The 25,107-nt window shown below is 69.5% G+C and carries 22 protein-coding genes; 18 read left to right on the forward strand and 4 right to left on the reverse strand.

The window, feature by feature from the left end:
- Positions 1 to 62: 62 nt before the first annotated feature.
- From ACEJ41_RS01660 to ACEJ41_RS01690, 7 genes are all read left to right on the forward strand, one after another.
- Positions 63 to 866 (forward strand): ABC transporter permease, encoded by an 804-nt coding sequence (locus tag ACEJ41_RS01660; protein ID WP_374013068.1) that lies wholly within the window; start codon positions 63 to 65, stop codon positions 864 to 866.
- A gap of 76 nt (positions 867 to 942) precedes the next feature.
- Positions 943 to 2,655, forward strand: coding sequence for a GspE/PulE family protein (locus tag ACEJ41_RS01665; protein WP_374013069.1), 1,713 nt, complete (start codon positions 943 to 945; stop codon positions 2,653 to 2,655).
- On the forward strand, positions 2,655 to 3,860 hold the full coding sequence (locus ACEJ41_RS01670; RefSeq protein WP_374013070.1) for a type II secretion system F family protein: 1,206 nt from the start codon (positions 2,655 to 2,657) through the stop codon (positions 3,858 to 3,860). Before ACEJ41_RS01665 ends, ACEJ41_RS01670 begins: the two co-directional genes overlap by 1 nt.
- A 444-nt stretch (positions 3,861 to 4,304) precedes the next feature.
- Positions 4,305 to 5,906, forward strand: coding sequence for a hypothetical protein (locus ACEJ41_RS01675; protein WP_374013071.1), 1,602 nt, complete (start codon positions 4,305 to 4,307; stop codon positions 5,904 to 5,906).
- 132 nt (positions 5,907 to 6,038) lie between these two features.
- Positions 6,039 to 6,296, forward strand: a complete 258-nt coding sequence (locus ACEJ41_RS01680) for a HigA family addiction module antitoxin (protein WP_374013072.1) — start codon at positions 6,039 to 6,041, stop codon at positions 6,294 to 6,296.
- Positions 6,297 to 6,602: 306 nt separating this feature from the next.
- Positions 6,603 to 6,908: a hypothetical protein gene (locus tag ACEJ41_RS01685; protein ID WP_374013073.1), complete on the forward strand. Its 306-nt coding sequence runs from the start codon at positions 6,603 to 6,605 to the stop codon at positions 6,906 to 6,908.
- The gene (locus ACEJ41_RS01690; RefSeq protein ID WP_374013074.1) at positions 6,905 to 7,633 is read left to right on the forward strand and encodes a nucleotidyl transferase AbiEii/AbiGii toxin family protein; all 729 of its coding nucleotides are present in this window, start codon (positions 6,905 to 6,907) and stop codon (positions 7,631 to 7,633) included. Before ACEJ41_RS01685 ends, ACEJ41_RS01690 begins: the two co-directional genes overlap by 4 nt.
- Positions 7,634 to 7,651: 18 nt before the next feature.
- On the opposite strand, the gene ACEJ41_RS01695 is transcribed toward ACEJ41_RS01690, so the two are convergent.
- Positions 7,652 to 8,404 (reverse strand): hypothetical protein, encoded by a 753-nt coding sequence (locus ACEJ41_RS01695; protein ID WP_374013075.1) that lies wholly within the window; start codon positions 8,402 to 8,404, stop codon positions 7,652 to 7,654.
- 165 nt (positions 8,405 to 8,569) lie between these two features.
- On the opposite strand from ACEJ41_RS01695, the gene ACEJ41_RS01700 reads away from it, so the two are divergent.
- From ACEJ41_RS01700 to ACEJ41_RS01740, 9 genes are all read left to right on the forward strand, one after another.
- A complete protein-coding gene (locus tag ACEJ41_RS01700) occupies positions 8,570 to 9,874 on the forward strand; it encodes a polysaccharide ABC transporter ATP-binding protein (protein WP_374013076.1) in 1,305 nt (434 codons plus the stop codon).
- Positions 9,871 to 10,791, forward strand: coding sequence for a glycosyltransferase (locus ACEJ41_RS01705; RefSeq protein WP_374013077.1), 921 nt, complete (start codon positions 9,871 to 9,873; stop codon positions 10,789 to 10,791). The genes ACEJ41_RS01700 and ACEJ41_RS01705 overlap by 4 nt, the downstream gene beginning before the upstream one ends.
- The gene (locus ACEJ41_RS01710; RefSeq protein ID WP_374013078.1) at positions 10,788 to 11,633 is read left to right on the forward strand and encodes a hypothetical protein; all 846 of its coding nucleotides are present in this window, start codon (positions 10,788 to 10,790) and stop codon (positions 11,631 to 11,633) included. The genes ACEJ41_RS01705 and ACEJ41_RS01710 overlap by 4 nt, the downstream gene beginning before the upstream one ends.
- A complete protein-coding gene (locus tag ACEJ41_RS01715; protein WP_374013079.1) occupies positions 11,630 to 12,391 on the forward strand; it encodes a sulfotransferase in 762 nt (253 codons plus the stop codon). Before ACEJ41_RS01710 ends, ACEJ41_RS01715 begins: the two co-directional genes overlap by 4 nt.
- A gap of 229 nt (positions 12,392 to 12,620) precedes the next feature.
- Positions 12,621 to 15,992, forward strand: a complete 3,372-nt coding sequence (locus ACEJ41_RS01720; RefSeq protein ID WP_374013080.1) for a glycosyltransferase — start codon at positions 12,621 to 12,623, stop codon at positions 15,990 to 15,992.
- A 37-nt stretch (positions 15,993 to 16,029) separates the two neighbouring features.
- Complete coding sequence (locus tag ACEJ41_RS01725; RefSeq protein ID WP_374013081.1) at positions 16,030 to 16,491, forward strand: hypothetical protein; 462 nt, start codon at positions 16,030 to 16,032, stop codon at positions 16,489 to 16,491.
- 2 nt (positions 16,492 to 16,493) lie between these two features.
- Positions 16,494 to 17,537: an acyltransferase family protein gene (locus ACEJ41_RS01730; protein ID WP_374013082.1), complete on the forward strand. Its 1,044-nt coding sequence runs from the start codon at positions 16,494 to 16,496 to the stop codon at positions 17,535 to 17,537.
- Entirely contained in the window at positions 17,534 to 19,339 is a 1,806-nt protein-coding gene (locus ACEJ41_RS01735; RefSeq protein WP_374013083.1) for a sulfatase-like hydrolase/transferase, read from the forward strand. The genes ACEJ41_RS01730 and ACEJ41_RS01735 overlap by 4 nt, the downstream gene beginning before the upstream one ends.
- Complete coding sequence (locus ACEJ41_RS01740) at positions 19,329 to 19,679, forward strand: hypothetical protein (protein WP_374013084.1); 351 nt, start codon at positions 19,329 to 19,331, stop codon at positions 19,677 to 19,679. The genes ACEJ41_RS01735 and ACEJ41_RS01740 overlap by 11 nt, the downstream gene beginning before the upstream one ends.
- 18 nt (positions 19,680 to 19,697) lie before the next feature.
- On the opposite strand, the gene ACEJ41_RS01745 is transcribed toward ACEJ41_RS01740, so the two are convergent.
- Positions 19,698 to 20,639 carry an electron transfer flavoprotein subunit alpha/FixB family protein gene (locus tag ACEJ41_RS01745; RefSeq protein WP_374013085.1) on the reverse strand — a complete coding sequence of 314 codons (942 nt, stop codon included), beginning with the start codon at positions 20,637 to 20,639 and terminating at the stop codon, positions 19,698 to 19,700.
- 144 nt (positions 20,640 to 20,783) lie between these two features.
- Positions 20,784 to 21,530, reverse strand: coding sequence for an EtfB protein (locus ACEJ41_RS01750; protein WP_374013086.1), 747 nt, complete (start codon positions 21,528 to 21,530; stop codon positions 20,784 to 20,786).
- A gap of 219 nt (positions 21,531 to 21,749) precedes the next feature.
- Here ACEJ41_RS01750 and ACEJ41_RS01755 point away from each other — a divergent pair, with 219 nt between their 5' ends.
- Together ACEJ41_RS01755 and ACEJ41_RS01760 are read left to right on the forward strand one after the other, a co-directional pair.
- Positions 21,750 to 22,463 carry a CoA transferase subunit A gene (locus tag ACEJ41_RS01755; protein ID WP_374013087.1) on the forward strand — a complete coding sequence of 238 codons (714 nt, stop codon included), beginning with the start codon at positions 21,750 to 21,752 and terminating at the stop codon, positions 22,461 to 22,463.
- Position 22,464: 1 nt separating this feature from the next.
- Positions 22,465 to 23,097 carry a CoA transferase subunit B gene (locus tag ACEJ41_RS01760; RefSeq protein ID WP_374013088.1) on the forward strand — a complete coding sequence of 211 codons (633 nt, stop codon included), beginning with the start codon at positions 22,465 to 22,467 and terminating at the stop codon, positions 23,095 to 23,097.
- A gap of 143 nt (positions 23,098 to 23,240) precedes the next feature.
- Here the strand turns inward: ACEJ41_RS01760 and ACEJ41_RS01765 are convergent, their stop codons facing one another.
- Positions 23,241 to 24,905, reverse strand: a complete 1,665-nt coding sequence (locus tag ACEJ41_RS01765; protein ID WP_374013089.1) for a 4Fe-4S dicluster domain-containing protein — start codon at positions 24,903 to 24,905, stop codon at positions 23,241 to 23,243.
- Positions 24,906 to 25,107: the final 202 nt, after the last annotated feature.

Raw genomic sequence — 25,107 nt, forward strand, 5'->3', positions numbered from 1 at the left:
ACCGGAATCGCGGGGTTCAGCGACCGCCCTGCTACCCTTCGCGCTTTTCCTGAATGCACACAATGTCCATCACCGCTCCCCGGCGCCTGGCCGAGCTGGCCTCCCTGTGGCACACCCTGGTCGCCCAGGACCTGGCCGTGCGTTACCGCGGCACCCTGCTGGGCCGGGTCTGGCCGGTGCTGATGCCGTTGCTGATGCTGGCCCTGTTCGGCTTCATGTTCGGCGTGATCTTCAGGTCGCGCTGGCCCGGGGTGGCCGAGGATGACCACCTGGGCTTCATCCTCAACCTGTTCACCGGGCTGCTGGTGCATGGCGTGCTGGCCGAGGCGCTGGGGCAGGCGCCCACGCTGATGCAGCGCAACAGCAACTTCGTGCGCAAGATGGTGTTCCCGCTGCCGGTGCTGGTGGCGGTGCCGATTGGCGCGGCCCTGGTGCATGCGGCCATCGGCTTCGTGCTGCTGGTGGTGATCAATGCGCTGTTCAGCAGCGGCCTGCACCTGTCCGCGCTGGCGGTGCCGCTGGTGCTGGTGCCCTACCTGGTGATGCTGTACGGGCTGTCGCTGGTGTTCGCCGCGCTGGGCGTGTACATCCGCGACCTGGGCCAGGTGGCGGGCGTGCTGGTCACCGCGATGCTGTTTACCGGTGCGGTGTTCTTCCCTGCCGACCGGGTGCCCGCCGCACTGGCAAGCGTGGTCCACTTCAACCCCATCACCTGGCCCATCGACGCGGTGCGTGGCTGCCTGCTGCGTGGGCAATGGCCCGACCCGCTGGCCTTCGGCCTCTATTCGCTCGTGGCGGTGGCCGTGCTGCTGGCCGGGCTGTGGATCTTCTCGGTCCTGCGTCGCGGCTTTGCCGACCTGCTGTAGCCGCGCCGGTGGCCGCGACACCCCCGCGCCGATGTACCACAATGCCGTTTCCCGACTTCCAGGCCCCTGCATCGCGATGAACGCCATCCCCGCACCGCTGGATTCTCCGCTGCTGCTGGGCCAGCTGCTGCTGCAGCGCGGCGCGATCCGCCCGGCCGACCTGGAGCGCGCGCTGGAGCTGCAACAGGAGGTCGGCGGCCGCATCGGCAGCCTGTTGATCCGCATCGGCGCGCTGTCCGAGGACCAGTTGATCGATGCCCTGTCGCTGCAGCTTGGCCTGCCGGTGGCCGGGCGCGACCTGGCGCTGCCGGCGGGGCTGGCCGACTGGCGCATGCCTGGCGGCGCCGAGCCCGGGCTGGACTGGCTGCAGGATCGCGAAGTGTTGCTGTGGGAAGACGGCGACGGCCATGCCTGGTGCGCATGCCGCGACCCGCAGGATCCGGCGCTGCTCGAAGCGCTTGCCTACCTGTGGCCGCAGCGCGCGGTCCGCATGGCGCTGGCGCCGGGCCAGTTGCTGGAACGCACCCTCGATGCCCTGGTCCAGGAGCAGCGCGGTGGCGGCGCATGGGGCGGCGACGACGTGCGCCACCTGCGCGAGCTGGCCGAGGAGGCGCCAGTGGTGGAACTGGTCAACAGCCTGCTGGCCCAGGCGGTGGAGCAGCGCGCCTCGGACATCCATCTTGAGCCGGAAGAAAACCAGTTCGTGGTGCGCTTCCGCATCGATGGCGTGCTGTACTCGCGCCTGCGCCTGCCGCGCGAGCGCTTCAACGCGGTGGCCTCGCGCCTCAAATTGCTTTCCGGCATGGACATCGCCGAGCGCCGCCTGCCGCAGGATGGCCGCCTCAGCGTGCGTGCCAGCGGCCAGGCGATGGACGTGCGCGCCTCGGCCCTGCCCGGCGTGCACGGCGAGTCCATCGTCCTGCGCCTGCTGCCCAAGGAGCGCAAGGACCTGGGCCTGGAGCGGCTGGGCATGGCGCCGGACCACCTGGCCATCCTGCAGGGCTGGAGCCGCGAGGCGCACGGTATCGTCCTGGTCACCGGCCCTACCGGCTCGGGCAAGTCCACCACCCTGTACGCGACCCTCGCGGCCAGCAACGACGGCATGAAGAAGATCATCACCGTCGAGGATCCGGTGGAGTTCCAGTTGCCGGGCATCACCCAGATCCAGACCCAGGCCGAGATCGGCCTCAACTTCGCCAGCGTGCTGCGCTCGATCCTGCGCCAGGACCCGGACGTGATCATGGTCGGCGAAATCCGCGACCGCGAAACCGCCGAGATCGCCATCCAGTCCGCGCTCACCGGCCACCTGGTGCTGTCCACGGTGCATACCAATGACGCGCTTGCCGCCTTCACCCGCCTGATCGACATGGGCGTGGAGCCCTTCCTGGTCGCCACTCCGCTCAAGGGTGTGCAGGCCCAGCGCCTGGTGCGCCGGCTGTGCCCGCATTGCGCGCGGCCGGCGCAGGTATTGCCCGGCGATGGCCTGGTGGACGAGACCGGGCAGTGGGTGGCGCGCGTGTTCGGTGCCGACGCAGCGCCCGCGCAATGGATGGAAGCGGTGGGTTGCGCGCGTTGCCAGAACACCGGCTACCAGGGCCGCATCGGCATCTACGAGCTGGTGCCGGTGGACGAGGCCATGCAGCAGGCGGTTGTCTCCGGCGCCACCCACCAGCAGTTGCGGGCCATGGCGCGCGAGCGCGGCTTCCGTTTCCTGCGCGAGGATGGCCTGCTCAAGGCGTGGCAGGGCGTGACCACCGTGGATGAAGTGCTGCGGGTCACGGCGGTCTGATGGCGAGCTACCGGTTCAAGGCGGTCAACGCCGAGGGCGCGCGCCTGGACGGCCAGGTCGCCGCCGAGGGCGAGCGCGAGGCCGCACGCCTGCTGGAGCGTCGCGGCCTGTCGGTGCTGGCCCTGGAGCCGGCATCGGCCGCCGCGCCGCGCACCGGTCTGCGCCGCGGCCGCCGGTTGAAGGACCGTGACATCGTGCTGGCCCTGCACGAGCTGGCCACCCTGCTCATGGCGGGCGTGGCCCTGGCCGAGGCGGTGGCCGCGCAATCGCGCTCGGCCCATCATCCGCGGCTGCTGGCCGCGTTCGAGGCGGTGTCCACCGGCCTGCGCCAGGGCCAGCCGTTCTCGCAGTCGCTGCTCGATACCGGCCTGCCATTGCCGCCCTACGTTGGCACCCTGGTGCGCAGCGGCGAGAAGGCCGGGCAGTTGGGCAAGGCCCTGCAGGACGCCGTGCTGCAGTTGGAATACGACCTGCAGGTACGTGGCGAGATCCGCCAAGCACTGACCTATCCGGCCGTGCTGGTGACCGCCGGCATTGCCGCGGTGGTGTTGATGTTCACCTTCGTCGTGCCCAAGTTCGCGGCCCTGCTCAGCCGCGCCGACGACCTGCCCTGGCTGGGCTGGGCCGTGCTCAGCACCGGCATGTTCGCGCGCCAGTACTGGTGGCTGCTGCTGCTTGGCCTGCTGGCGGTTGGCGTGGTGGTGTGGCGCCTGCTGCGTGACCCGGTCGCGCGCGCGCGCGGGTACGAACGCCTTGAACGCCTGCCGGTCATCGGCACCTGGCGGGTCGAATCGGAAACCGCCGCCTGGGCGCGCATCCTGGCCACCCTGCTGGGCAACCGCGTGCCGCTGCTCGATGCTCTCGCACTGGCGCAGGCCGGCGTGCGTGCGCCCGGGCGGCGTGCCCGGCTGGAGGAGGTGTCGCGCAACGTGCGTGCCGGCGCCACCCTGGCCGACTCGCTGGAAGAGCAGGCCACCCTCACCGCCACCGGCTACAACCTGGTGCGCGTGGGCGAGCGCTCGGGTGAGCTGCCGGCCATGCTGCGCTCGCTGGCGCGGTTGTGCGAGGACTCCGGCCGCACCCGCATGAAGCAGTTCCTGGCTTTGCTGGAGCCGGTGGCCATCCTGCTGATCGGCTCGGTGATCGGCGTGATCATGATCGGCATCATCCTGGCCATCACCAGCGCCAATGACATCGTGCTGTAGTGCCCGGCTTCGGCAGCATGAGCAGCTCGTGGCGCGGGGCCTGAACGGGTCATGGGGCCGCCTTAACCGTGAGCAGGGCCTGGTCCGGGAAGTGCTTGATCTGCATGTCCGCCTGCGCCAAGGTAGGCGGTCCGGCGCCTCGGGCAATGGGAGTCAGCGTTTGTCGGCACCGTCGGCGCGTGCCTTCCCACTGCCCGATGTGGTGCAAGGCCGTGCACGGCGGCATGGCATTCCCCTTGACGGTCTGGTAAGGCCCGGTTAACGTTCCGCCGTAGCTTGCGGTCTGAAGGGTCCGGGGAGATGGATTTTTCGTCTTGAAGGGTTCACGGAAGCGACCGGTTGCCAGAGGGCTAGCCCGACGGTACCGGGGATAGCAGGTAACCGGTAAGAGCTACTCGCAGTAACTAAATTTAGTTGCCTAAAACCTCAATGGAGTTGATTCATATGACGAAGTTCAACAAGAGCCTGCTGACCGCGGCCGTGGTGGGTGCTCTGGCACTCCCGGCAGTGGCTTCGGCGGCCGACCTGTCCTACGTGGCGGGCAAGCAGATCTCGTTCGCCAAGGACCTGATCGTCAACGACGGCACCACCATCTACACCGCCAACGGCCTGCGCCTGACGGCGGAAGGTCCCGATGCCGTGCGTCTGGGCACGGTCGCCGGCGACGACGTCACCGTCAAGGTCACCCTGACCAATGGCGCCAGGTTCGACACCACCGCCGATGCCCCGACCCTGGTCGCCGGCTTCCTGGAAGGCGTGCAGACCGGCGGTGCTCCCGTTGCGCTGGGTGCCGGTCCCACCATCGTCGGTACTCCGTACTACTCCACCAGCGGTCAGGAGCTGAACTTCACCTACACCGCCTCTGGTGCCGGTGTCCTCGGCGCTGCCGGTGATTACTTCCTGGAGCTGAACAGCCTGCAGATCACCAACCTGGTGCAGGGCCTGTTCAACGGCTCCAGCGTCGGTGCGGAAATCACCGTGCAGAACTCGCTCGGCCAGCAGATCCTGGCGTCCAGCGCCACCATTGCCACCTCGAAGTGGGGCCTGGCTGTTTCGTCCGACCCGACTCAGGGTGACACCGCCGCCACCATCGACGTGGGTTCCTCGCCGCGCAAGACCCTGTTCTCCAGCACCGGTGGCGTGGGCGTGGCTGATGCCACCCTGTTCAACGCCGGCGAGCTGACCGTCGACATCGCCACGGCCGTGCCGATTGGCGGCGGTGCCGAGACCTACATCAACAACTACAGTGCCGTGGCTGCCACGCCTCAGTACAACATTGTTGCCACCGCCGACATCACCGTGACCGTCACCGGTACCGACCTGTCCGCGTTCGATGGCGGCCACGTGTGGCTGGACCAGGCTGCCGGCTGCGCCAGCGGCGTGGACCTGGCCGGTACCGTCAGTGGCGACACCGCCACGTTCACCAGCAACGCCAGCGATCCGCTGTGGGCCAGCGTGACCGGCGCTCCTCCGGGCCCCTCGTCCGTCTACGTGTGCTTCGAAGCCCATGACGACGTCGAGCTGGTTGCCCAGGAACTGGCGGGCAGCGTCTCGGTGGCCTACAACCTGCCGACCCAGCGCGTCGATCCGCCGGCTGCTGCGTTCGCGCTGCTGCCGCTGCGTCTGAACGGCACCACCCTGTACTTCCAGAACGTGAACCCGGGTGACAACCCGACCGCCCAGTCGTTCCTGCGTCTGACCAACAACAACTCGCAGATCTGCCCGGTCACCATCGACGCCAAGGACGATGCTGGCCTGCTGAGCGACGAGGTCAACCTGGTCCTGCAGCCGCACGCTTCGGCCCAGCTGAACACCACGTTCCTGGATTCCGGTTCGTACCCGGCTGGCCTGGTGGCCAACACTGGCGCCACCGGTGCGCTGGGTGACGGCTCGGGCAAGTGGTTCGTCCGCGTCACCGCCGAGTGCTCCAACTTCTGGGGTTCGGCGCTGAACCGCAACAACGAGACCGGCACGGTCACCAACCTGACCCACGACGAAGGCGTGGGCAACCACTGGCTGACCCCGGGCACCAAGCTGAACCCGTAATCGGGTAAGGCAAAGGGCTCACCTGCAGCAACATCGCAGGCAAGCAACACGGGACGGGTGGCGCAAGCCACCCGTCCTTTTTTGTGCCCCGTCCCGCTCAGTCAGTAAGCTGCGCCTTTGTAGGAGCGTCCCTTGGGCGCGACCTCGCAGATGCCGAAGACATCCCACGGTCGCCGGCAAGGCCGGCTCCTACATATCGCCGCCTCCACCCTCAGCCGCATCCTCAAGGACACGAGCCGTGTCACGCCGGAAATGGCGCTGCGCCTTTCCAAGGCCGTCGGCCGCTCTCCCGAGAGTTGGCTCGCCATGCAGGATGCACATGACCTGTGGCAGGCTCGGCAGACGGTCAACCTGCAACGGGTTGGCAGGCTCAAGCTGGCCGTGGCATGACCGCGCATCCAGGTCGCGGCTGCCGCTGCGTCTGAACGGCACCACCCTGTACTTCCGGAACGTGAAGCTATTGTAGGAGCGTCCCTTGGGCGCGACCTCGCAGATGCCCGAAGACATCCCACGGTCGCCGGCAAGGCCGGCTCCTACATGTCGCCGCCTCCACCCTCAGCCGCATCCTCGGCGGGACGGCAGGCCTTATCGTAGTTGACGCACCGTATCCAGGCGGGCAGGGATGCGGGTTTGATGATTGACGCCCCTGCACCGTAGACCTACCTTGAATCCGGATCCTTTGATGGGTGGCCGACCATGGGACAGCAATCCGGCCTGGAATTGGCTGTGGCGCATCTGAATGCTTCGGTCGGGCCGGTGTTGACCACTGGCCAGTTGGCCGCTGCCCTGCGCGCCGGTTCCACGCGCAATCTGCCGGTGCCGCCAGCCGCCGCCGCACTGATCAGTTCCTTGTTCGCCGAGCTTCCGCCCGACTTGATCCTGCGCTGCACGGTTGATGCTGCCGCGGACGTGCGGCGCGTCAATGGACTCTATCTGGAGGCGTTGGCGGATGCGCTTCCGCCAGTCCGGGCGTGGGAGGCCTCGGTGGAGCACTTCCTGTGAGCGGCACCACGCAGGATCAAGTGCTGGCTCACCGCCAGTCCGGGTCCTGGCGGAACCTCGAACGGACCGCACTGGCGATCATCGCCGACGTTCAGGAGCATATGGGTAGCGCTTTCCAGCCGAAGCTGGGTGGGGGGACGCGCTTGATGCTGGCCCTGGATCATCGCATCAGCCACGACATCGATCTTTTCATACGTGATCCCCAATGGATCGGGTACATCACACCGCGTCTGAATGATCGTGTCGAGGCCCTCGTTGCAGGCTACGAAGAAGCTGCGGATTTCCTCAAGCTCAACCTGCCGGACGGCGAGATCGACTTCATTGTCCGAGGTTCCCTGCTTGGTCTCCCGGACGAAGCCTCGAAGGAAACGAGGCTGCCGTTGGAGCCGGTTGCGGAGGTGCTGGCAAAGAAGCTGTTTTATCGTGGCTCGGCACTGACCCCGCGTGACCTGTTCGACTGGTGGGCAGTGGAAACCTTGAAACCCGGGCTTGTCCAGGCCGCAGACATGGGGCGTCTACTGCAAGGCAAGCGCCGGGGCATTCTCAATGCACTCGATTTGCTGCGCAGGTCGACCGTGGCGGCGAAATTGTGGGACGGAATCCTTGCTCCTGACAAACCGGACATGGCCAATGTGGCTGCCTGGGCGCAGGGGGTGCTGGATCAGTACCAACAAGCTTCAATGAGGATGTCCGGCCAGACACCGGAAGTGAACCGAACACCCTGATCCTCCCCGCTTCCGGGTTCACTCGACCGGAGGCGGTGCGCCAACCTTGTCCTTGGTCTTCGACAGCACGGCCGCATAGCGCTCGGCCTGCTTCAGCCATGCCTCGGCATAGGCGCGCTTGGCTGCGCTCTGCTCTGCCTTCGGGCATCCGTTATCCGCTCCCGTACAGCGGACTGCCAGCAGGGCTTCGGCCTCCTGGCGGACCTTGGGCTTCGCGTTCTGGATGGACACGCCGTACTTGGCTTCCAGGCCCTGGATCGCTTCGACCAGTGCGGCACGATGCGTGTGGACACTGCTCTTGCCCTTGAGCCAGGCCGGCCGGTCGGCGCCGGACAGCAGCGCGTCGCCGCGCAGCGCCCAGGTGGTGCGCATCTGCCAGGAGCCGTATCGGATTGCATGCGCCAGGCCCTTGGCCTCCGGGCTGTTGCAGTCCAGCGCAGCCTTGGCGGCGATCGCCGCCTTCGCCGCCGCCTCGGGGTGGCCGGCCTGCCCGCCATGGCTGTTGAACCAGGCCATGCGTTCCTGGGCCGTTGCGTCCAGTGCCGTGCGCGCCGCCGGCTCCAGCCAGTGGCAGCGTTCGTCCAGCGCAAGCATCTGCTGCAGCTCCGCATACTGGCGCGAGGCCAGCTGCAGATGCTCTTGGGTCTTGTCGGCAGCCGGGGTGGTTGCGGGGGCCGTCTCCGCATGGGCACTGGCCACGGCCAGGCCGAGGCAGGCCGCCAGCAGCCTCAGGGCAGGGAGGACGTGTCGGGAGCTGGAAAGGGAAATCATGGCTTTCCTGTAGCGGTTATGGGGAAGGCAATGATGCCCGAAACCGGCCCCGCCCTGCCTGCTGCGTCACACCTCGCCGCGGTCGCCGGCAAGGCCGGCTCCTACAGGAGGCGTTCCGTCCGGTATGTGCACCGCCATGCCCGCGCCGGTATGCTTGCCAGCTTCATGACTCCTCCCGATCCCGCCCTGGCTCCGCCTGCGCTGCGCGTGCGCGAGGTCGGCAAGACCTACCGCCTGTGGAGCACGCCGGCCAGCCGCTTGTGGGTGCCGCTGCTGTACCGCGCCTCGGCCTGGCTGCGCCCGTTGCCGCCGCTGTCGCGCTGGCTGCAGCGCCATGCGGCCGCGCGGGTGCATTACCACCAGGCGCTGACCGGGGTGGACTTCGAGCTGCGCCGCGGCGAGGCGCTGGGCATCATCGGCCATAACGGCAGTGGCAAGAGCACCTTGTTGCAGATCGTGGCAGGGGTGCTGGAGCCAACCACCGGCACGGTGCAGGCCAATGGCCGCATTGCCGCGCTGCTGGAGCTGGGCTCGGGGTTCAACCCGGAACTGACCGGGCGCGAGAACGTGAAGGTCAATGCCGCCATCCTCGGCCTGACCCCGGCCCAGGTGCGCGAACGCATGGATGACATCGTTGCCTTCGCCGACATCGGTGACTACATCGACGAGCCGGTCAAGACCTACAGCTCGGGCATGGCCCTGCGCCTGGCCTTCGCAGTGCAGGTGCACACCGACCCGGACATCCTGATCGTGGACGAGGCCCTGGCGGTGGGCGATGCGGCGTTCCAGGCCAAGGCCATGGCCCGCATCGACGAGATCCTGCGGCGCGGTACCACCTTGCTGTTCGTCGGCCACGACCTCAACGCGGTCAAGGCGTTCTGCCACCGCGCGATGCTGCTGGAGAAGGGCCGCATCGTGCTGCAGGGGCTGCCGGACGAGGTCATCACCGAGTACCTGCACCGCACCCACAAGCGCGCGCTGCAGGCGCAGCAGGACAAGCGTGCCTCCGCGCTGGAACGCATCGATGGCGGCTACGGCCTGCAGGACGCCTGCGTGGTGCAGGCCAGCGTGAACGGTGCGCGCCATGCAGCCGTGCAGCACGGCCAGCGGCTGGAGTTCGCCCTGGACGTGCGCCGCACCACGGACGTGGCCCACCCCTGCCTGATCTTCGACGTACTGGACGGCCGCGGCCTGCAACTGACCGGGCGGCGCATCGAATTGCCGGCAGGCGAGGGCGCGGCGCGGATAAGCATCGGCCTGGATGCGTCGTTCCAGCAGGGCATCTACCGCATTCGTACCCGGGTGGTGGATTCGCCGACGCTGGAGCGCACCACGGTGCTGTCGCGCCAGGAAGGCTGGCTGTCGTTCGAGGTGGTGGACGACAGCCGCGCGCGCTTCACCGGCCTGTTTCCGGTGCCGATGCAGATCCGGGTGGAGGATGGCGCAGGCGCTGCCGGTGTGCCGGCATGAGCGGCAGGCGGCTGCTGTTCCACCGGGATTTCCGCCAGTACACCGGGGGCCACGGCAAGGTCTGGGATTACTTCAACCATGCGCTTGCACTGGGCTGGGATGCGCGCGTGTACCTGACTGCGGACTCGCGGCGTGATGTGTCCAACCCATGGATGGCGATGCCGCAGCGGATCGAGCCGCAATGGCAACCGACGCAGGCCGACGCCCTGTTCCTTGGCGGGCAGGACTGGGACGCGGTGCCGGCAGGAACGGAAGATCACGTGCCGGTGGTGAACCTGATCCAGGGCGTGCGCCACGCGGACCCGGCGCTGCCGTTGCATGGTTACCTGGCGCGCAAGGCCGTGCGCATCTGCGTGGGCCAGCCGGTCGCCGACGCGATCCTTGCAACCGGGCGCACGTGTGGCCCGGTGCAGGTGATCCCCGCCGCACTGGAATTGCCCCGTGACATCGCGCACGCGGCAGCGAAGACCCGCGATGTGCTCATCGCCGCACACAAGAATCCGCAGCTGGGACGCGCGCTCGCCGAGCGGCTGCGCGCACGGGGAGTGGATGTGGAACTGATGCTGGACTGGATGCCGCGCCCGGACTACCTGCGCGCGCTGGCACAGGCCCGGGTGGCCGTGATGCTGCCGCTGCCGGCCGAGGGATTCTTCCTTCCCGGCCTGGAAGCGATGGCCCTTGGATGCGCGGTGGTCATGCCCGACGCCATCGGCAACCGCCAGTACGCGATCGACCGCGACAACTGCCTGATGCCGGCCGCCGATCCGGACGCCATCGCGCAGGCAGTGGCCGAACTGCTCGATGATGTGGCCCTGCGCACGCGCCTGGTGTCGGCCGCAGCGCAGGTCGTGGCCCGGCACGGACCTGCAGCCGAGCGCGCAGCATTGGCCGCAGTGCTGGCGGAGATCGACGCATGAATGCACGCAACCTGGCCCTGACCGGCGTGCCGCGCTCCGGCACCACCCTGTGCTGCCACCTGCTGGGCATGGCGCATCGCACCGTGGCCCTGTTCGAACCGATGGAAGTGGCAAAGCTGCCACGCGAACCGGCCTCGGCGCTGGACCGGATTGCCGCGTTCTATGCCGAATCCCGCGCCTCGCTGACAGCCGACGGCAGCGCCTGGAGCCAGCAGGTGAACGGCCGCGTGCCCGACAACCCGTTTTCCAGCCAGCGCGGCAACGATGGCCAGCGCCGGAAGGAAGCCGAGCGCGGGAGGATCCGGCTGGATCCGCCGCCGTCGCCCGGCTTCACCCTGGTGGTCAAGCACAACGCGGCCTTCACCGCCCTGTTGCCCGACCTTGCCGCACGCTTCACCACCTGCGCCATCGTGCGCAATCCGCTGGCGGTGCTGGCCTCGTGGCACTCGGTGGATCTGCCGGTGTCGCACGGGCGCCTGCCGGCCGGCGAACACTTCGACCCGGAACTGGCGCGCCGCCTGGACGCCGAACCGGACCGCGTTGCGCGCCAGTTGCTGATCCTGGACTGGCTGTTCGCCCGCTACCACCACAGCCTGCCGCCCGAGCGCGTGCTGGCCTACGAGGACGTGGTGGCCAGTGGTGGCGTGCTGCTGGCCGAGGCCTTCGGCCTGCAGCTGCAGCCGCAGCCGTTGCAGGAGCGCAATGCCAGCCGCCTGTACTCGCCGCGCATCTGCGAGGAACTGGCGCTGCGCCTGCAGGCCGACCGCGGCGCATGGCGCGTGCGCTACGGCGATGCCGACGTGGAGGCATTGCTGCGGCGCATGCGCGGGGATGGTCCGTGAATCCGCGCATCGGGTTCGTGCTCGGCGGCGTGCAGAAGGGCGGCACCACGGCACTGGCCCACTTCCTCGGGCAACACCCGCACCTGCGCCTGCCTGCGGGCAAGGAGGCGCATGTCTTCGATGCACCGGACTTCGACGACACCTGGGATGCGGCGGCGGTGGACGCGCGCTATGCGGCCCACTTCGACGCCGGTGCGGACGGGCAGGGGTGCCTGCATGGCGACGCCACGCCGATCTACTGCTTCCTGCCGCCCGTGGTGGAGCGCATCGCGCGCTACAACCCGGCCATGCGCTGGATCGTGATCCTGCGCCAGCCGGTGGACCGGGCCGTGTCCCAGTACCGGATGGAACGCGGCCGCGGCGACGAGTCCTGGCCGCTGTGGGCCGCGGCGTTGCTTGAACCCTGGCGCCTGGCCGGCCACCGCGATGACCTGGCCCTCGGCTCGCCGCTGCGCCACCACAGTTACCTGGCCCGTGGCGACTACGCACGCCAGCTGGACGTGCTGTACCGGCATTTCCCGCGCGGGCAGGTGCTGCTGCTGCACAACCACGAGCTGGCCCACGCGCCCGATGCGGTGATGGCGCGGATATGGGATTTCCTGGGGCTGGCGCCACCGCCGCAGCCACCGGCCTACGGGCGGGTGTTTGAAGGCGGTTACGCGCCCCTGCGTGGATGGTCGCCGACCCGGGGGCTGCTCGGCCTGCTGCTGCGCGGACGCATGCGCGATGCTGCGCGCCGCCACGATATCCACTGGTAGGGCGCGCGCGCCACATCGTGAGCGCAGCCCAAACGCGGGACCCGGGGGCGGGCAGGGCCTCGGCTATAATCACGCACCGCGCAATGGGCCCGGATTCCCGGTCCGGCCGGCCCCGGCCGCGACTTTCGCGAACACGAGCGACCCCATGGCCTCTGGCGCTGATCCTCTCTCCCGCATGTCGTCGATGATCCATTCGCCTGTGTCGGGGCCTGCGCCTGCCGCAGCGGCCGTGCACGCGCCATCCCGGGCCCTGCTGGTGCTGGGCATGCACCGCAGTGGCACTTCGGCGGTCACCGGCGCGCTGCGCCTGGCCGGTGCCGACCTGGGGACCGACCTGATGGCCGCTGGTCCGGACAACCCCAGGGGATTCTGGGAGCACGCCGGCGTGGTCGCCATCCACGAGCGCCTGCTGCTGGCCCTGGACCGCGCCTGGAACGATCCGCGTCCGCTGCCGGCGGGCTGGCTGGAATCGGCTGCCGCACGGCAGGCGTCGGTGGAACTGGAAGCGCTGTTGCGCGCCGAGTTCTCCGGCACCGCGCTGTGGGCGGTGAAGGACCCGCGCATGTGCCGGCTGCTGCCGCTGTGGTGGCCGATCCTGGCGCGCATGGGGGTGGAGCCGGCGGCGATGTTCGTGCTGCGCCACCCCGACGAAGTGGCCGCCTCGCTGGCCGCGCGCAACCAGTGGCCGGAAGGGCTCTCGCGCCTGCTCTGGATCCAGCACCTGCTGGATGCCGAGCAGGCCACCCGCGCAGTGCCGCGCACCGTGGTGGCGTACCCCGCGCTGCTGGCCGATGCGCCCACGACGCTGCGCGCTGCGTTTGCCGCGGTGTCGGTCGGGTTGCCGCCGCAGCGCGGCTCGCTGGACGACGCGCTGGCCGGCTTCATCTCCGCAGGCGACCGCCACCACACCGCAACGGCCGCCACCGACGCGGATGCCGAACTGGCGCAGCACATGTACGACGCGTTGCAGGCCGCCCGGCCCTGGGACGCCCTGCGCCCGCTGCGCGCCCGTTACGAGGACGCACAGCGCCTGTTCGGCACGGCGCTGGACCAGTGCGTGGCGCTGGAGGCGCGTGCGCATGCCGCGCTCGATGACGCCCGGCAGCAGATCGACCAGGCCATGCCGCTGCTCGAGGAGCGCGAGCGTGTGCTGGTGGAACTGGGCGAACTGAAGCACGACCACCGCAGCCTGCACGACGCGCACCTGCGCCTCCAGCACGAGCACGAGGACCGCACCCGCTGGGCGCTGGAAATGGACGCGGAGATCACCCAGTGGCGCAACGCGGTGGCGCCGCTGGGGCACGTGGAGGATGCGCCGGTGGACACCGCATCGCCGCAGGCCGCGGCGCAAGGCATCGAACGGCTCGCGAACCGCCACGCCGACCTGCGCCGCTCCCATGGTGAACTGGACGAGCGCATGCGGATGGTGCTGGCGTCGCGCTCGTGGAAGCTCACCCGGCCGCTGCGCCTGGCCGCGCGCATCGTGCGCGGCGACTGGGCCGGCGTGGTCGAGGCGTTGCGCGCATCGGGCCTGGCCCGCTCGCGCTGGTTGGCGCCGTTGCGGCCGCTGGTCCGGCGCTGGCTGGCGCCGCGGCTCGATGCGGCCAACGCCGAACCGCTGGCGCGCGGGGCCGGGCCGGCCGCACGCGATATCGACGTGGGCGACCTGGCGTTCCCGGAGTTCGACGCACCGCAGGTGTCGGTGATCATTCCCGCCTACGGCAACCTGCCGTACACCGCGGCCTGCCTGCGCTCGATCATGGCCCACCCGTCCGCGGCCTCCTGCGAGGTGATCGTGGCCGAGGATGCCTCCGGCGACGCGCAGATCGGCGCGCTGGCACGGGTGCCGGGCCTGCGCTACCACGAGAACCCGCAGAACCTGGGCTTCCTGCGCTCCTGCAACCACGCCGCGACCCTGGCCCGCGGGCAGTTCGTGCTGTTCCTCAACAACGACACCGAAGTCACCGACGGCTGGCTGGACGCGCTGCTGGCGGTGTTCGATCGTGCCGACGCCGGCCTGGCCGGCTCCAAGCTGGTCTATCCCGATGGCCGCCTGCAGGAGGCCGGCGGCATCGTCTGGGCCGATGGCAGCGCGTGGAACTACGGCCGCCTGGACGACCCGCGCAAGTCCGCCTACAGCTACCTCAAGGAAGCCGACTACGTGTCCGGCGCCTCGATCATGCTGCGCAGCGAAGTGTTCGCGCGGCTGGGCGGTTTCGACGAGCGCTATGCACCGGCGTACTACGAAGACACCGACATCGCCTTCCGGGTGCGCGAGCTGGGGCTGAAGGTGTACATGCAGCCGGCCTCGGTGGTGGTGCACCACGAGGGCATCTCCAACGGCACCGACGAGTCCGGCGGGATCAAGTCCTACCAGGCGGTCAACCGCGCCAAGTTCCTCGAACGCTGGCTGCCGACGTTGCAGGCCGGCCATTTCGCCAACGGCGAGCAGGTGTTCCTGGCGCGCGACCGCTCGCGCAACCGTCCGCACGTGCTGGTGGTGGACCACTTCGTGCCGCAGCCGGACCGCGACGCCGGCTCGCGTGCGACCTGGCACGTGATCCGCATGCTGGTCGAACGCGGCCACCAGGTCACCTTCTGGCCGGACAACCTGCACCGCGACCCGGTCTATTCGCCGCCGCTGCAGCAGCTCGGGGTGGAGGTGATCCACGGCGGCGAATTCCGCGGCCGCTTCGATGCGTGGATGGCCGAGCATGGCCGCCACCTGCAGGCCGTGGTCCTCAACCGCCCGGACGTGTCGGTGAAGTACATCGATGCGGTGCGCCGCCACAGCCGGGCGCGGGTGGTCTATTACGGCCACGACGTGCACCACCTGCGCCTGCTGGAACAGGTGCGGCTGCAGCCCGACGCGAAGCTGGAGGCCGAGGCCCGGCGCGTGGGCACGCTCGAACACGACCTGTGGCGGCGCTCTGACGTGGTGCTGTACCCGTCCACCGACGAGACCGCGCATGTGCAGCAATGGCTGGAGACGCGCGGCGGCGGGGCGCAGGCGCTGACCGCGCCGCTGTTCGCTTACGAACCGCTGGCGCAGGAGCAGGTGCCCGGGCCCGGCACGCGCAGCGGCCTGCTGTTCGTGGCCGGGTTCGCACACCCGCCGAATGTGGACGCGGTGCGCTGGCTCATGGCCGAGGTGCTGCCGCTGGTCAGGCGCGAGTTTCCGCAGGTGCGGCTGTCGCTGGTCGGTTCCAACCCGCACCCGGAAGTGCAGGCCATGGCCGGCGACGGCGTCGAGGTCACCGGCTATGTCAGCGACGAGCGGCTGGCCGCGTACTACCGCGACGCGCGCGTGGTGGTGGCGCCGCTGCGCTTCGGCGGCGGGGTCAAGGGCAAGGTGCTGGAGAGCCTGCGCTTCGGCGTGCCCTGCGTGACCACGCCCACCGGCATGCAGGGCCTGGGCGCGGCGGCCGGGTTCATGCCGTCCAGTGCCGATGCTGCCGCGTTTGCAGCCATGGTGGTGCGCCTGTTGCGCGATGACGACCACTGGTGCGAGGTCTCGCAGGCATCGCGCACGTTCATTGATGGCCACTACTCGCCGCAGGCATTGTGGAACGTGCTGTCGGCGGCGCTGGTGCCGGCCTGATCCAATGCCCCGCGCGATTGGACCCGCTGCTGCGGCCGTGACCGGTACCCGATGGGTGCCCGGCGCGCTGCTGTGCCTGCTGCTGGCGGGATGCTGTTCGGAGAACAGCCCCATCGTGCAGCAGCTGCGCGCGCAGCAGGCTGCGGTGGCGCAGGCCGGCTATACCTCGACCACGGTGGCCGCCGACGGCATCGAGTTCGCCATCGAGGCACGCGAGGGCGTGGAACTGGTGCCGGAAGTCGTCGCAGGCGGCTGTGGCGGCGGCATGGCCACCGTGCGCATCACCTGGAATGTCGGCCTGGCCGGCGTCAACCGTGTGCGCGCGCAGGTGGGCGAGGGCGCGGACGCTGCAGTGTGGGCCGATGGCGGCGGCCAGGGTGCGGCGCTGACCGGCCCCTGGGTCGGCGATGGCACCGTGTTCGTGTTCTCCGACCTGGCCAGCGGAACCCGTCTTGGCACGGTGCGGGCCATTGCCCGGCCCTGCGCGGGAGGGCAGTGAGCATGTCGGCCCCGGCCACAGCCAGCGGCTGGCGGTTGCCGCAGTTCGGTTTCGGCACCTGCCGCCTGGTGCTGGCATCGCTGGTGGCTGCCTCGCACCTGTGGGCGGACATGGTCCATGGCTATGCCGCCTATGCGGTGTGGGCCTTCTTCGTGCTCAGCGGTTTCCTGATGACCCTGGTGCTGACCACCCGCTACGGGGTGGACCGCCAGGGCCTGGGCGCATATGCGTTCAACCGCTTCATGCGCATCTTCCCGCTGTATTGGCTGGCCGTGCTGATGGGCGTGGCCACCCTGTGGTACTACGGCCGCTGGGGCGTGGACCTGCGGGTGATCAACGGCGAGTTCTACATGCCGTCCAGCGTGCGCGAATGGAGCCACGTGCTCAGCCTGTTCCCCGGCATCCAGCGTGGTGGCCTGCCGGTGCCGGTCTCCAACGCGCTGGCGATCGAGGTGGGCTTCTACATGCTCATGCCGCTGATGGCGCGTGCGCGCAGCACCGCATGGTTCGCCGTGGCCGTGGCGGTGATGCTGAACCTGGACCTGGGCATTTCCGGGCGCTCGTTCGGCGAGCGCTACGCCACCTTCCTGCCGTGCATGCTGCCGTTCGCAGCCGGATCGCTGGCCTGCCATTACCGCCAGGCGCTGTCGCGCTGGAGCATGCCATGGACCAGCTCGCTGGTGTGGCTGGCGCACGGGCTGGTGTGGCTGGTGAAGCCGCAGTGGCCGTGGACCTGGGGGCTGTATGTGTCGATGCTGCTGTCGGTGTGGATGGTGGTGTCGCTGCACAAGCAGCGCTCGGGCAAGGTTGATCGCCTGTTCGGCGACCTCAGTTACCCGGTGTACCTGATCCACACCACCGTGGCCGCATGGTTCCTGTGCCTGTGCGGCGAGATCCGCACGCCGCTGTTCTTCCTCAAGGCGTTCGCGCTGACCCTGCTGTTGTCGTGGCTGATCGTGGTGCTGATCGACCGGCCGCTGTCGCGGATGAAGCGCAAGGCGCCCGGTGACATGCCCGGTGGTGGACGGGTCGGGGGCCTGGCGTGAGGCACTGGCATGCGCGCGCGCTGCAGGTGGCGGCGCGGTACCGGCGTCCTGCCCTGGCCACCGTGATCGCGGCGCTATGGCTGGCGCAGGCGGTGCTGCTGTGGCGGCTGGACCGGCACGCACACGGCCTGGCCGCCGACGCCTATGCCGGCACCTGGACGATCGCGGCCAACGCGCTGCCCGGATGGGTGGCGGCGCTGTGCCTGGTCGCACTGACCCGGCGGCTGCTGTTCCCGCTGCTGCTGGTGGGCGTGGTGCAGGTGGCGGTGTGCATCGCCTCGCTCAAGAAGTACGAGATCCTCGGCAGCCCGTTCGCGCTGCAGGACGTGTACTTCCTGACCACCATCAACCGCGCCAGCCTGGAGCTGTTCGGCTCCTACGTGGATCAACCGGGCTGGTGGCTGGCCGGTGCTGCCGGCGTACTGGCGGTGCTGGTCGCGGCGTTCCGGTTCGAACGCCCCTGGATGCGCAGGTTCGGCACGGCCCAGGTCGCGCTGCTGCTGGGCAGCGGCCTGGCGGTGGGCCTGCTGTACGCCGGGACGCAGCCGTGGACCACGCTCTACGACGCCAAGCGCGTGCGGCCCTCGTCCACCGGCCCGACCCTGGCGGTGGTGCGCTCGGGGCTGTTCAGCAGCCTGGCCTACCGGCACCTGCAGGTGCGCAACATGCGCTTCGAGGTCAACGCCGCGGCGCTGCAGCGCACCCTGGACCATCTCGGGCCGCCGCCGGCGGGCCGCCCTCTTGCCGCCGGGGACCTGCCCGACGTGGTGGTGGTGCTGAGCGAATCGTTCATCGATCCGCGCATCCTCGCCGGCATGCCGGCCACTCCGGATCTGGTGCCGGCCGCGCGCGCGCTGCTGGAGGCCGGCCACGGCGGCACCATGGCCGTGCCCGCGTACGGTGGCGGGACGGTGCGCACCGAGTTCGAGATCCTGACCGGGATGCCGGCCGACGCCTTCCCGTCGGCGGTCTTCCCGTACGTGGACATCGAGCGCGCCGTGTTCCCCTCGGTGCCGCGCCTGCTCAAGCGCAAGGGGTATGCGACCGTCGCGGTGCACGGCAATTCCGGCGCCTTCTGGAACCGCAACGAAACCTACGCCTCGATGGGCTTCGACCGCTTCCTGACATCGCGTGATTTCGCCAGGCGCGGCGTGCGCCGCGAGGGCATGTGGTATTCCGACAGCGGCATGACCGACATCGTCCTGGAGGAGCTGGACGCCAGCCAGGGCCCGACCTTCGTGCTGGCGGTCAGCATGCAGAACCACGGCCCGTACACGACCGCGCCGGAGGACGTGGACCTGGACGCATGGGAGGCCACCACGCTTCCCGCCGGCCTGGACGAAGACGCCGCGCTGGAGCTGCGCAACTTCCTCTATCACCTGCATCGCGCCGATGCCCAGCTGGCGCGCCTGCACCAGGCGCTGCAGGCGCGCGGCCGGCCGTACGTGCTGGCGTTCTTCGGCGACCACCTGCCGGCGCTGCCCGCACCCTATGCGCAACTGGGCTTCATCGATGGCGGCACCCCGGAAAGCCAGTACGTGCCGTGGGTACTTGTGGCCGGCAAGGGCACCACGTTGCGCGCACCGGCCGGCCCGTACCACATGCATGCATGGGAGCTTCCGGCCCGGATCCTGGACGCGACCGGCCCGTCCGACTCCTACTTCCGCTTCATCCAGGCGCTGGGCCCGCGACTGGTGCAGGCCACCGAGCAGGATGAGCGCAACATGTTGTGGGGTGGGCTGGTGGCCGGCGCGAACGCGCGCATGGAGTATCGCTTCGCGGAGCATGCCGATGGCCGCTAGGTGGATGGGCGTGGCGGCACTGGTGCTGCTCGCGGCCGGGTGCTCGCAGCAGGAGCAGGTAGCGCTGGACCTGCAGCCTGCGCAGGTGAGCGAATGCGACCTGCCGGTGTCCGTGCAGGTGACATGGAACGTGCTGCTTCCCGGCGTGGAGGCGGTGGAGCTGCACGTGAACAATCCCGGCCGGCGTCCCATGCTGTGGACGCAGACCGCCGCCTTCGGCAGCCAGCACACCGATGCCTGGGCGGCGGACGGCTTCACCGTCACCTTGCGCACCCTGGAAGGCCGGGAGCTGGCACGCCGCACCCTGACCACAACCGCCTGCGCGGACGCGGCCCTGTAGCTGGCGCCGTCGGCGGGCTCAGCCCAGCGCCGCTTCCAGTTCCGGCAGCACCGTGAACAGGTCGCCGACCAGGCCGATGTCGGCCACCTCGAAGATCGCCGCGTCCGGGTCCTTGTTGATCGCAACGATCGTCCCGGCGTCCTTGATCCCGGTCAGGTGCTGGATGGCGCCGGAGATGCCGATCGCCAGATACAGCTCAGGGGCGATGATCTTGCCCGTCTGCCCGACCTGCATCTCGTTGGGGCAGTAGCCCGCATCGACCGCCGCGCGCGAGGCGCCCACCGCCGCGCCGAGCTTGTCGGCCAGGCTGAAGACGATGCCGAAGTTCTCCTCCGAACCGATGCCGCGGCCGCCGGAAATCACCCGGCGCGCGGACTGCAGGTCGGGGCGGTCCGAGCTGCCTGCCGCCAGGCCCAGGTGGCGGGTATGGGTGGGCAGCGTCGCCTCGACCTGCACCGCCTCCACCGTGGCGCTGCCGCCATCGCCGGCCACCGGCCAGGACGCGGTGCGCACCGTGGCCACCACCACGTGCCCGGCGGGGGCCTGCACGGTGACGATGGCGTTGCCGGCGTAGATCGGGCGCTTGAAGGTGTCCGCGCCCTCCACCGCCATCAGGTCGGATACCTGGTTGACGCCGAGCAGGGCGGCGACCACCGGCATCAGGTCCTTGCCGAAGGTGGTGGACGGCCCGAACACATGGCTGTAGCCGGTGGCCACGGCGGCGACCTGCGGGCCCTGCACCTGGGCGATGGCGTCCGCATTGGCCGGGTTGGCAACGGCGAGCACGCGGCTCACGCCGGCGATGCGGGCGGCCTGTGCGGCGACCGCCGCCGGGTCGGCGGCCAGCACCACCACATCGATCGCCTCGGGGCCAAGTGCCTGTGCCGCGCTGACGGTGCGTGCGGTGGAGGGGTTGAGGGTGCCGCCCAGGTGTTCGGCAACGACGAGGATCTTGGACATCAGCAACTCCGTTATCAAGATTGCGGGGCCGGCCTCGCCGGCGCCCAATGAACCCACCCCTCGTTTGTAGGAGCCGGTCTCGCCGGCGACCGCTTTCCGCGACCCCGATGAGCCCGCAACCGGCAACACCGCCGCCAACTCGGGTTACAGCAGGTTCCTCGCCTTCAGTGCGGCGACCAGCTCGGCTACGTCCTTCACCATCACGCCCTTGCTGCGCGCGGTGGGCGGCGCATGGGCCAGGGTGGTCAGTACCGGCCCGGCATCCACGCCCAGCTCGGCCAGTTGCAGGGTCTCCATCGGCTTGCTCTTGGCCTTCATGATGTCGGGCAGCTTGATGAAGCGCGGCTCGTTCAGGCGCAGGTCGGTGGTCACCACCGCCGGCAGGTCCACCTCCAGGGTTTCCAGCCCGGCGTCCACCTCGCGGGTGACGGTGGCCTTGCCGCCTTCGACCTCCAGTTTCGAGGCGAAGGTCGCCTGCGGGCGGCCCCACAGGGTGGCCAGCATCTGCCCGGTCTGGTTGGCGTCGTCATCGATGGCCTGCTTGCCCAGGATCACCAGGTCCGGCTGCTCCTTCTCCACCAGCTTGAGCAGCGTGCGGGCCGCGGCCAGTGGCTGCAGCGGCTGGTCGGTGACCACGTGGATGGCGCGGTTGGCGCCCATGGCCAGGCCGTTGCGCAGATGCGGCTGGGCATCGGCAGGAGCAATGGTGGCCACCACCACCTCGGTGGCGATGCCCTTGTCGCGCAGGCGCAGGGCCTCTTCCAGCGCGATTTCGTCGAACGGGTTGGGCGAGAGCTTGACGCCCTCGGTGACCACGCCGGAGCCATCCGGCTTGACCTGGATGCGGACGTTGTAGTCCACCACCCGCTTGTAGGCGACCAGGATCTTCATGGGGCGGGGATTCCTTCGGATTTCAGGCGAACGGCCCGGCCGCGGCGGCTGGCACGGGGCGGAGGGGGATTCATGGCCCTGATTCTACCGCCCGCCCCGCAGCGTGTCGGGCCCCGCGGTCGCCGGCAAGACCGGCTCCTGCGGCCCCCGCGTACGGGCGTGTCGCGCTGCAGCACGCTGCGGCTAGAATCAGGAACACGGATCCACACGAGGACAGGCATGGCCGCTTCAAAACTCTATCCGGACGCGAAATCCGCGCTGGCCGACCTGGTCGCCGACGGCCGGACCCTTGCGGTCGGGGGCTTCGGCCTTTGCGGCATTCCCGAAGCGCTGATCGCCGCGCTGCGCGATTCCGGCGCAAAAGGGCTGACCGTGATCTCCAACAATGCCGGCGTGGACGGCTTCGGCCTGGGCCAGTTGCTGGAAACCCGGCAGATTCACAAGATGATTTCGTCCTATGTGGGCGAAAACAAGGAGTTCGAGCGCCAGTTCCTGGCCGGCGAGCTTGAACTGGAATTCAACCCGCAGGGCACGCTTGCCGAGCGCCTGCGCGCAGGTGGCGCGGGCATCCCGGCCTTCTACACCGCCACCGGCTACGGCACGGTGGTGGCGCAAGACAAGGAGACGCGCGAGTTCAACGGCAAGCACTACGTGCTGGAGACCGCGCTGACCGCCGACATCGCCCTGGTCAAGGCGTGGAAGGCCGACGCCGCCGGCAACCTGGTGTTCCGCAAGACCGCGCGCAACTTCAATCCGGCCTGCGCGATGGCCGGCAAGGTGTGCGTGGCCGAGGTGGAGGAGGTGGTGGAGCTGGGCGCGATCGAACCGGACCAGGTGCACCTGCCGGGGATCTACGTCGACCGCATCGTCCACAACCCGACGCCCGAAAAGCGCATCGAACAACGCACGGTGCGCGCCGAAGGAGGCAACTGACATGGCCTGGACCCGCGACGAGATGGCGCAGCGCGCCGCCCGCGAGCTGACCGACGGCGCCTACGTGAACCTGGGCATCGGCCTGCCGACCATGGTCGCCAACCACATCCCCGCCGGCGTGGATGTGTGGCTGCAGTCGGAGAACGGCCTGCTCGGCATCGGCCCGTTCCCGACCGAGGCCGAACTCGATGCCGACCTGATCAATGCCGGCAAGCAGACCGTCACCGCGCGCGCGGGCGCCAGCTATTTCGGCAGCCATGATTCATTCGCGATGATCCGCGGCGGCCACATCGACCTGGCCATCCTCGGCGCCATGCAGGTGACCGCCACCGGCGACCTGGCCAACTGGATGGTGCCCGGCAAGATGGTCAAGGGCATGGGCGGGGCGATGGACCTGGTGGCCGGCGTGCAGCGCGTGGTCGTGCTGATGGAGCACACCGCGAAGAATGGAGAGCACAAGATCGTGCCGGAGTGCACGCTGCCGCTGACCGGCGTGGGCGTGGTGGACCGCATCATCACCGACCTGGGCGTGTTCGACGTCACCGATGGCGGTTTGGCACTGGTGGAGGCCGCGCCCGGCGTGGAGCTGGACGAGCTGCGCGCAAAGACCGGCGTGCCATTCACCGCCCTGTAGGAGCCGGCCTCGCCGGCGACCGCGGCGCAGCCGGACAGCCCTGACTCCATCGGAGCGCATCCGGCCCCCCGCGCCCGTGCGTCGCGCGCGCTGCGGTGGTCCGATGTGCACGACGCCGCCTGCGCCGTGCCTTTGCCATCGGGCTACAGGTTCTGGTAATTCGGCCCGGCGCCGCCTTCCGGCGTGACCCAGGTGATGATCTCGTACGGGTCCTTGATGTCGCAGGTCTTGCAGTGCACGCAGTTGGCGGCGTTGATCTGCAGCCGGCGGCCGCTGCTTCCGTCAGGCAGGGTGTCCTCGACCATCTCGTACACGCCGACCGGGCAGAACCGCGTGCACGGGTTGGCGTACTCGACGGTGCAGCGCTCCACGCAGATGGAGGTGTCGGCCACCTTCAGGTGCACCGGCTGGTCCTCGTCGTGCTCGGTGGCCGCGTAGTACACGCCCTGCAGGCGGTCGCGCGGTGGCAGGCTGCGCTGCACGTAGTCGCGGCGTGGCTGCTCGTGTGCGTCCACCCGGTCCAGCGCGCACCAGTCCGGGGTGACCTTCAACGTCCATGGCGAGGCACCGCGCACCGCGGTTTCCCACGCGGCATTGGCCAGGCCCGGCCACAGCCCCTTCTTGAAGCCCGGCTTGATGTTGCGCACGCGGCGCAGCTCGGCCATCGCGGGAGAGGCGCGCAGCGCAGCGTCGAAGCCGGCCGGTTGCAGGCCGTTGCCGGCCAGGTGCGCGGCGGCAAGCATGCCGCTGCGGATGGCCTGGTGGGTACCCTTGATCCGCGGCACGTTGAGCAGCCCGGCGCTGTCGCCGACCAGCAGCGCGCCGGGCATCTCCACCGTCGGCACCGATTGCCAGCCGCCGCTGGCGATGGCGCGCGCGCCGGCCGAGAGGATGCTGCCGCCGTCCAGCAGCGGCTTGAACAGCGGGTGGTTCTTCCATTGCTGGAAGGCTTCCCATGGCTGGTAGTGCGGGTCGCGGTAATCCAGGCCGCTGACGTAGCCAAGCGCGACCTGGTCGTTGTCCAGGTGGTAGAGGAAGCCGCCGCCATACGTTGCGTTGTCGGCCGGCCAGCCCAGGGTGTGCACGATCCTGCCCGGCAGCGTGCGGCCCGGCGGCAGTTGCCACAGCTCCTTGATCCCGATCGAGTAGGCCTGCGGGTCGTGGCCGGCATCCAGGCCGAAGCGCGCGACCAGGCGCTTGGTCAGGTGGCCGCGCGCGCCTTCGGCCAGCACGGTCACCTTCGCGCGGATGTCGATGCCGGCGGTGTAGCCGGGCTTGTGCGTGCCGTCGCGGGCCACGCCCATGTCGCCGATGCGCACGCCCAGCACGCGGCCATCGTCGCCATGCAGCGTGTGCGCGGCGGCGAAACCGGCATAGACCTCCACGCCCAGCGCTTCGGCCTGCGGCGCCATCCACGCGCACATGGCGCCGAGGCTGACGATGACGTTGCCGTGGTTGCGCATGCCCGGCGGCACGATCGGCGACTTCCTGCCGCCATCCCTGGTCAGGAACCAGAACTCGTCCTCGCCGGCAGGTACGCATACCGGCGGCGGGTTGTCGCGCCAGCCCGGCAGCAGTGCGTCCAGCGGGCCCGGTTCGATCACCGCGCCGGACAGGATGTGCGCGCCCACGGTGCTGGCCTTCTCGATCACGCACACCGAGATGGACGGGTCCAACTGCTTGAGGTGGATCGCAAACGCCAGCCCGGCCGGGCCGGCGCCGACGGTGACGACGTCGTATTCCATGACGTCGCGCGCGATGGCGTCATCGGCATCGGTGAAGGCGCGGGCGTGGTGGGGGTCCGACATCCTTCGGCTCCGGTGGTTGCGGCTGCATCCATTTTCGGTGTTCCGCGCAGGTGGGGCAAATCGGCCGGGAACCGCATGCCGATGCCACTCATGACGCCGGTCTTGCCGGCGACCGCGCGGGGGCGGACGGTTCAACGGCACCCGATCCAACGCACGCGCTTCCACCATGACGGCCTTGCCGGCAAGGCCGGCTCCTACAATC

The sequence above is a fragment of the Pseudoxanthomonas koreensis genome, assembly GCF_041890415.1.
GTDB lineage: Bacteria > Pseudomonadota > Gammaproteobacteria > Xanthomonadales > Xanthomonadaceae > Pseudoxanthomonas > Pseudoxanthomonas koreensis_A.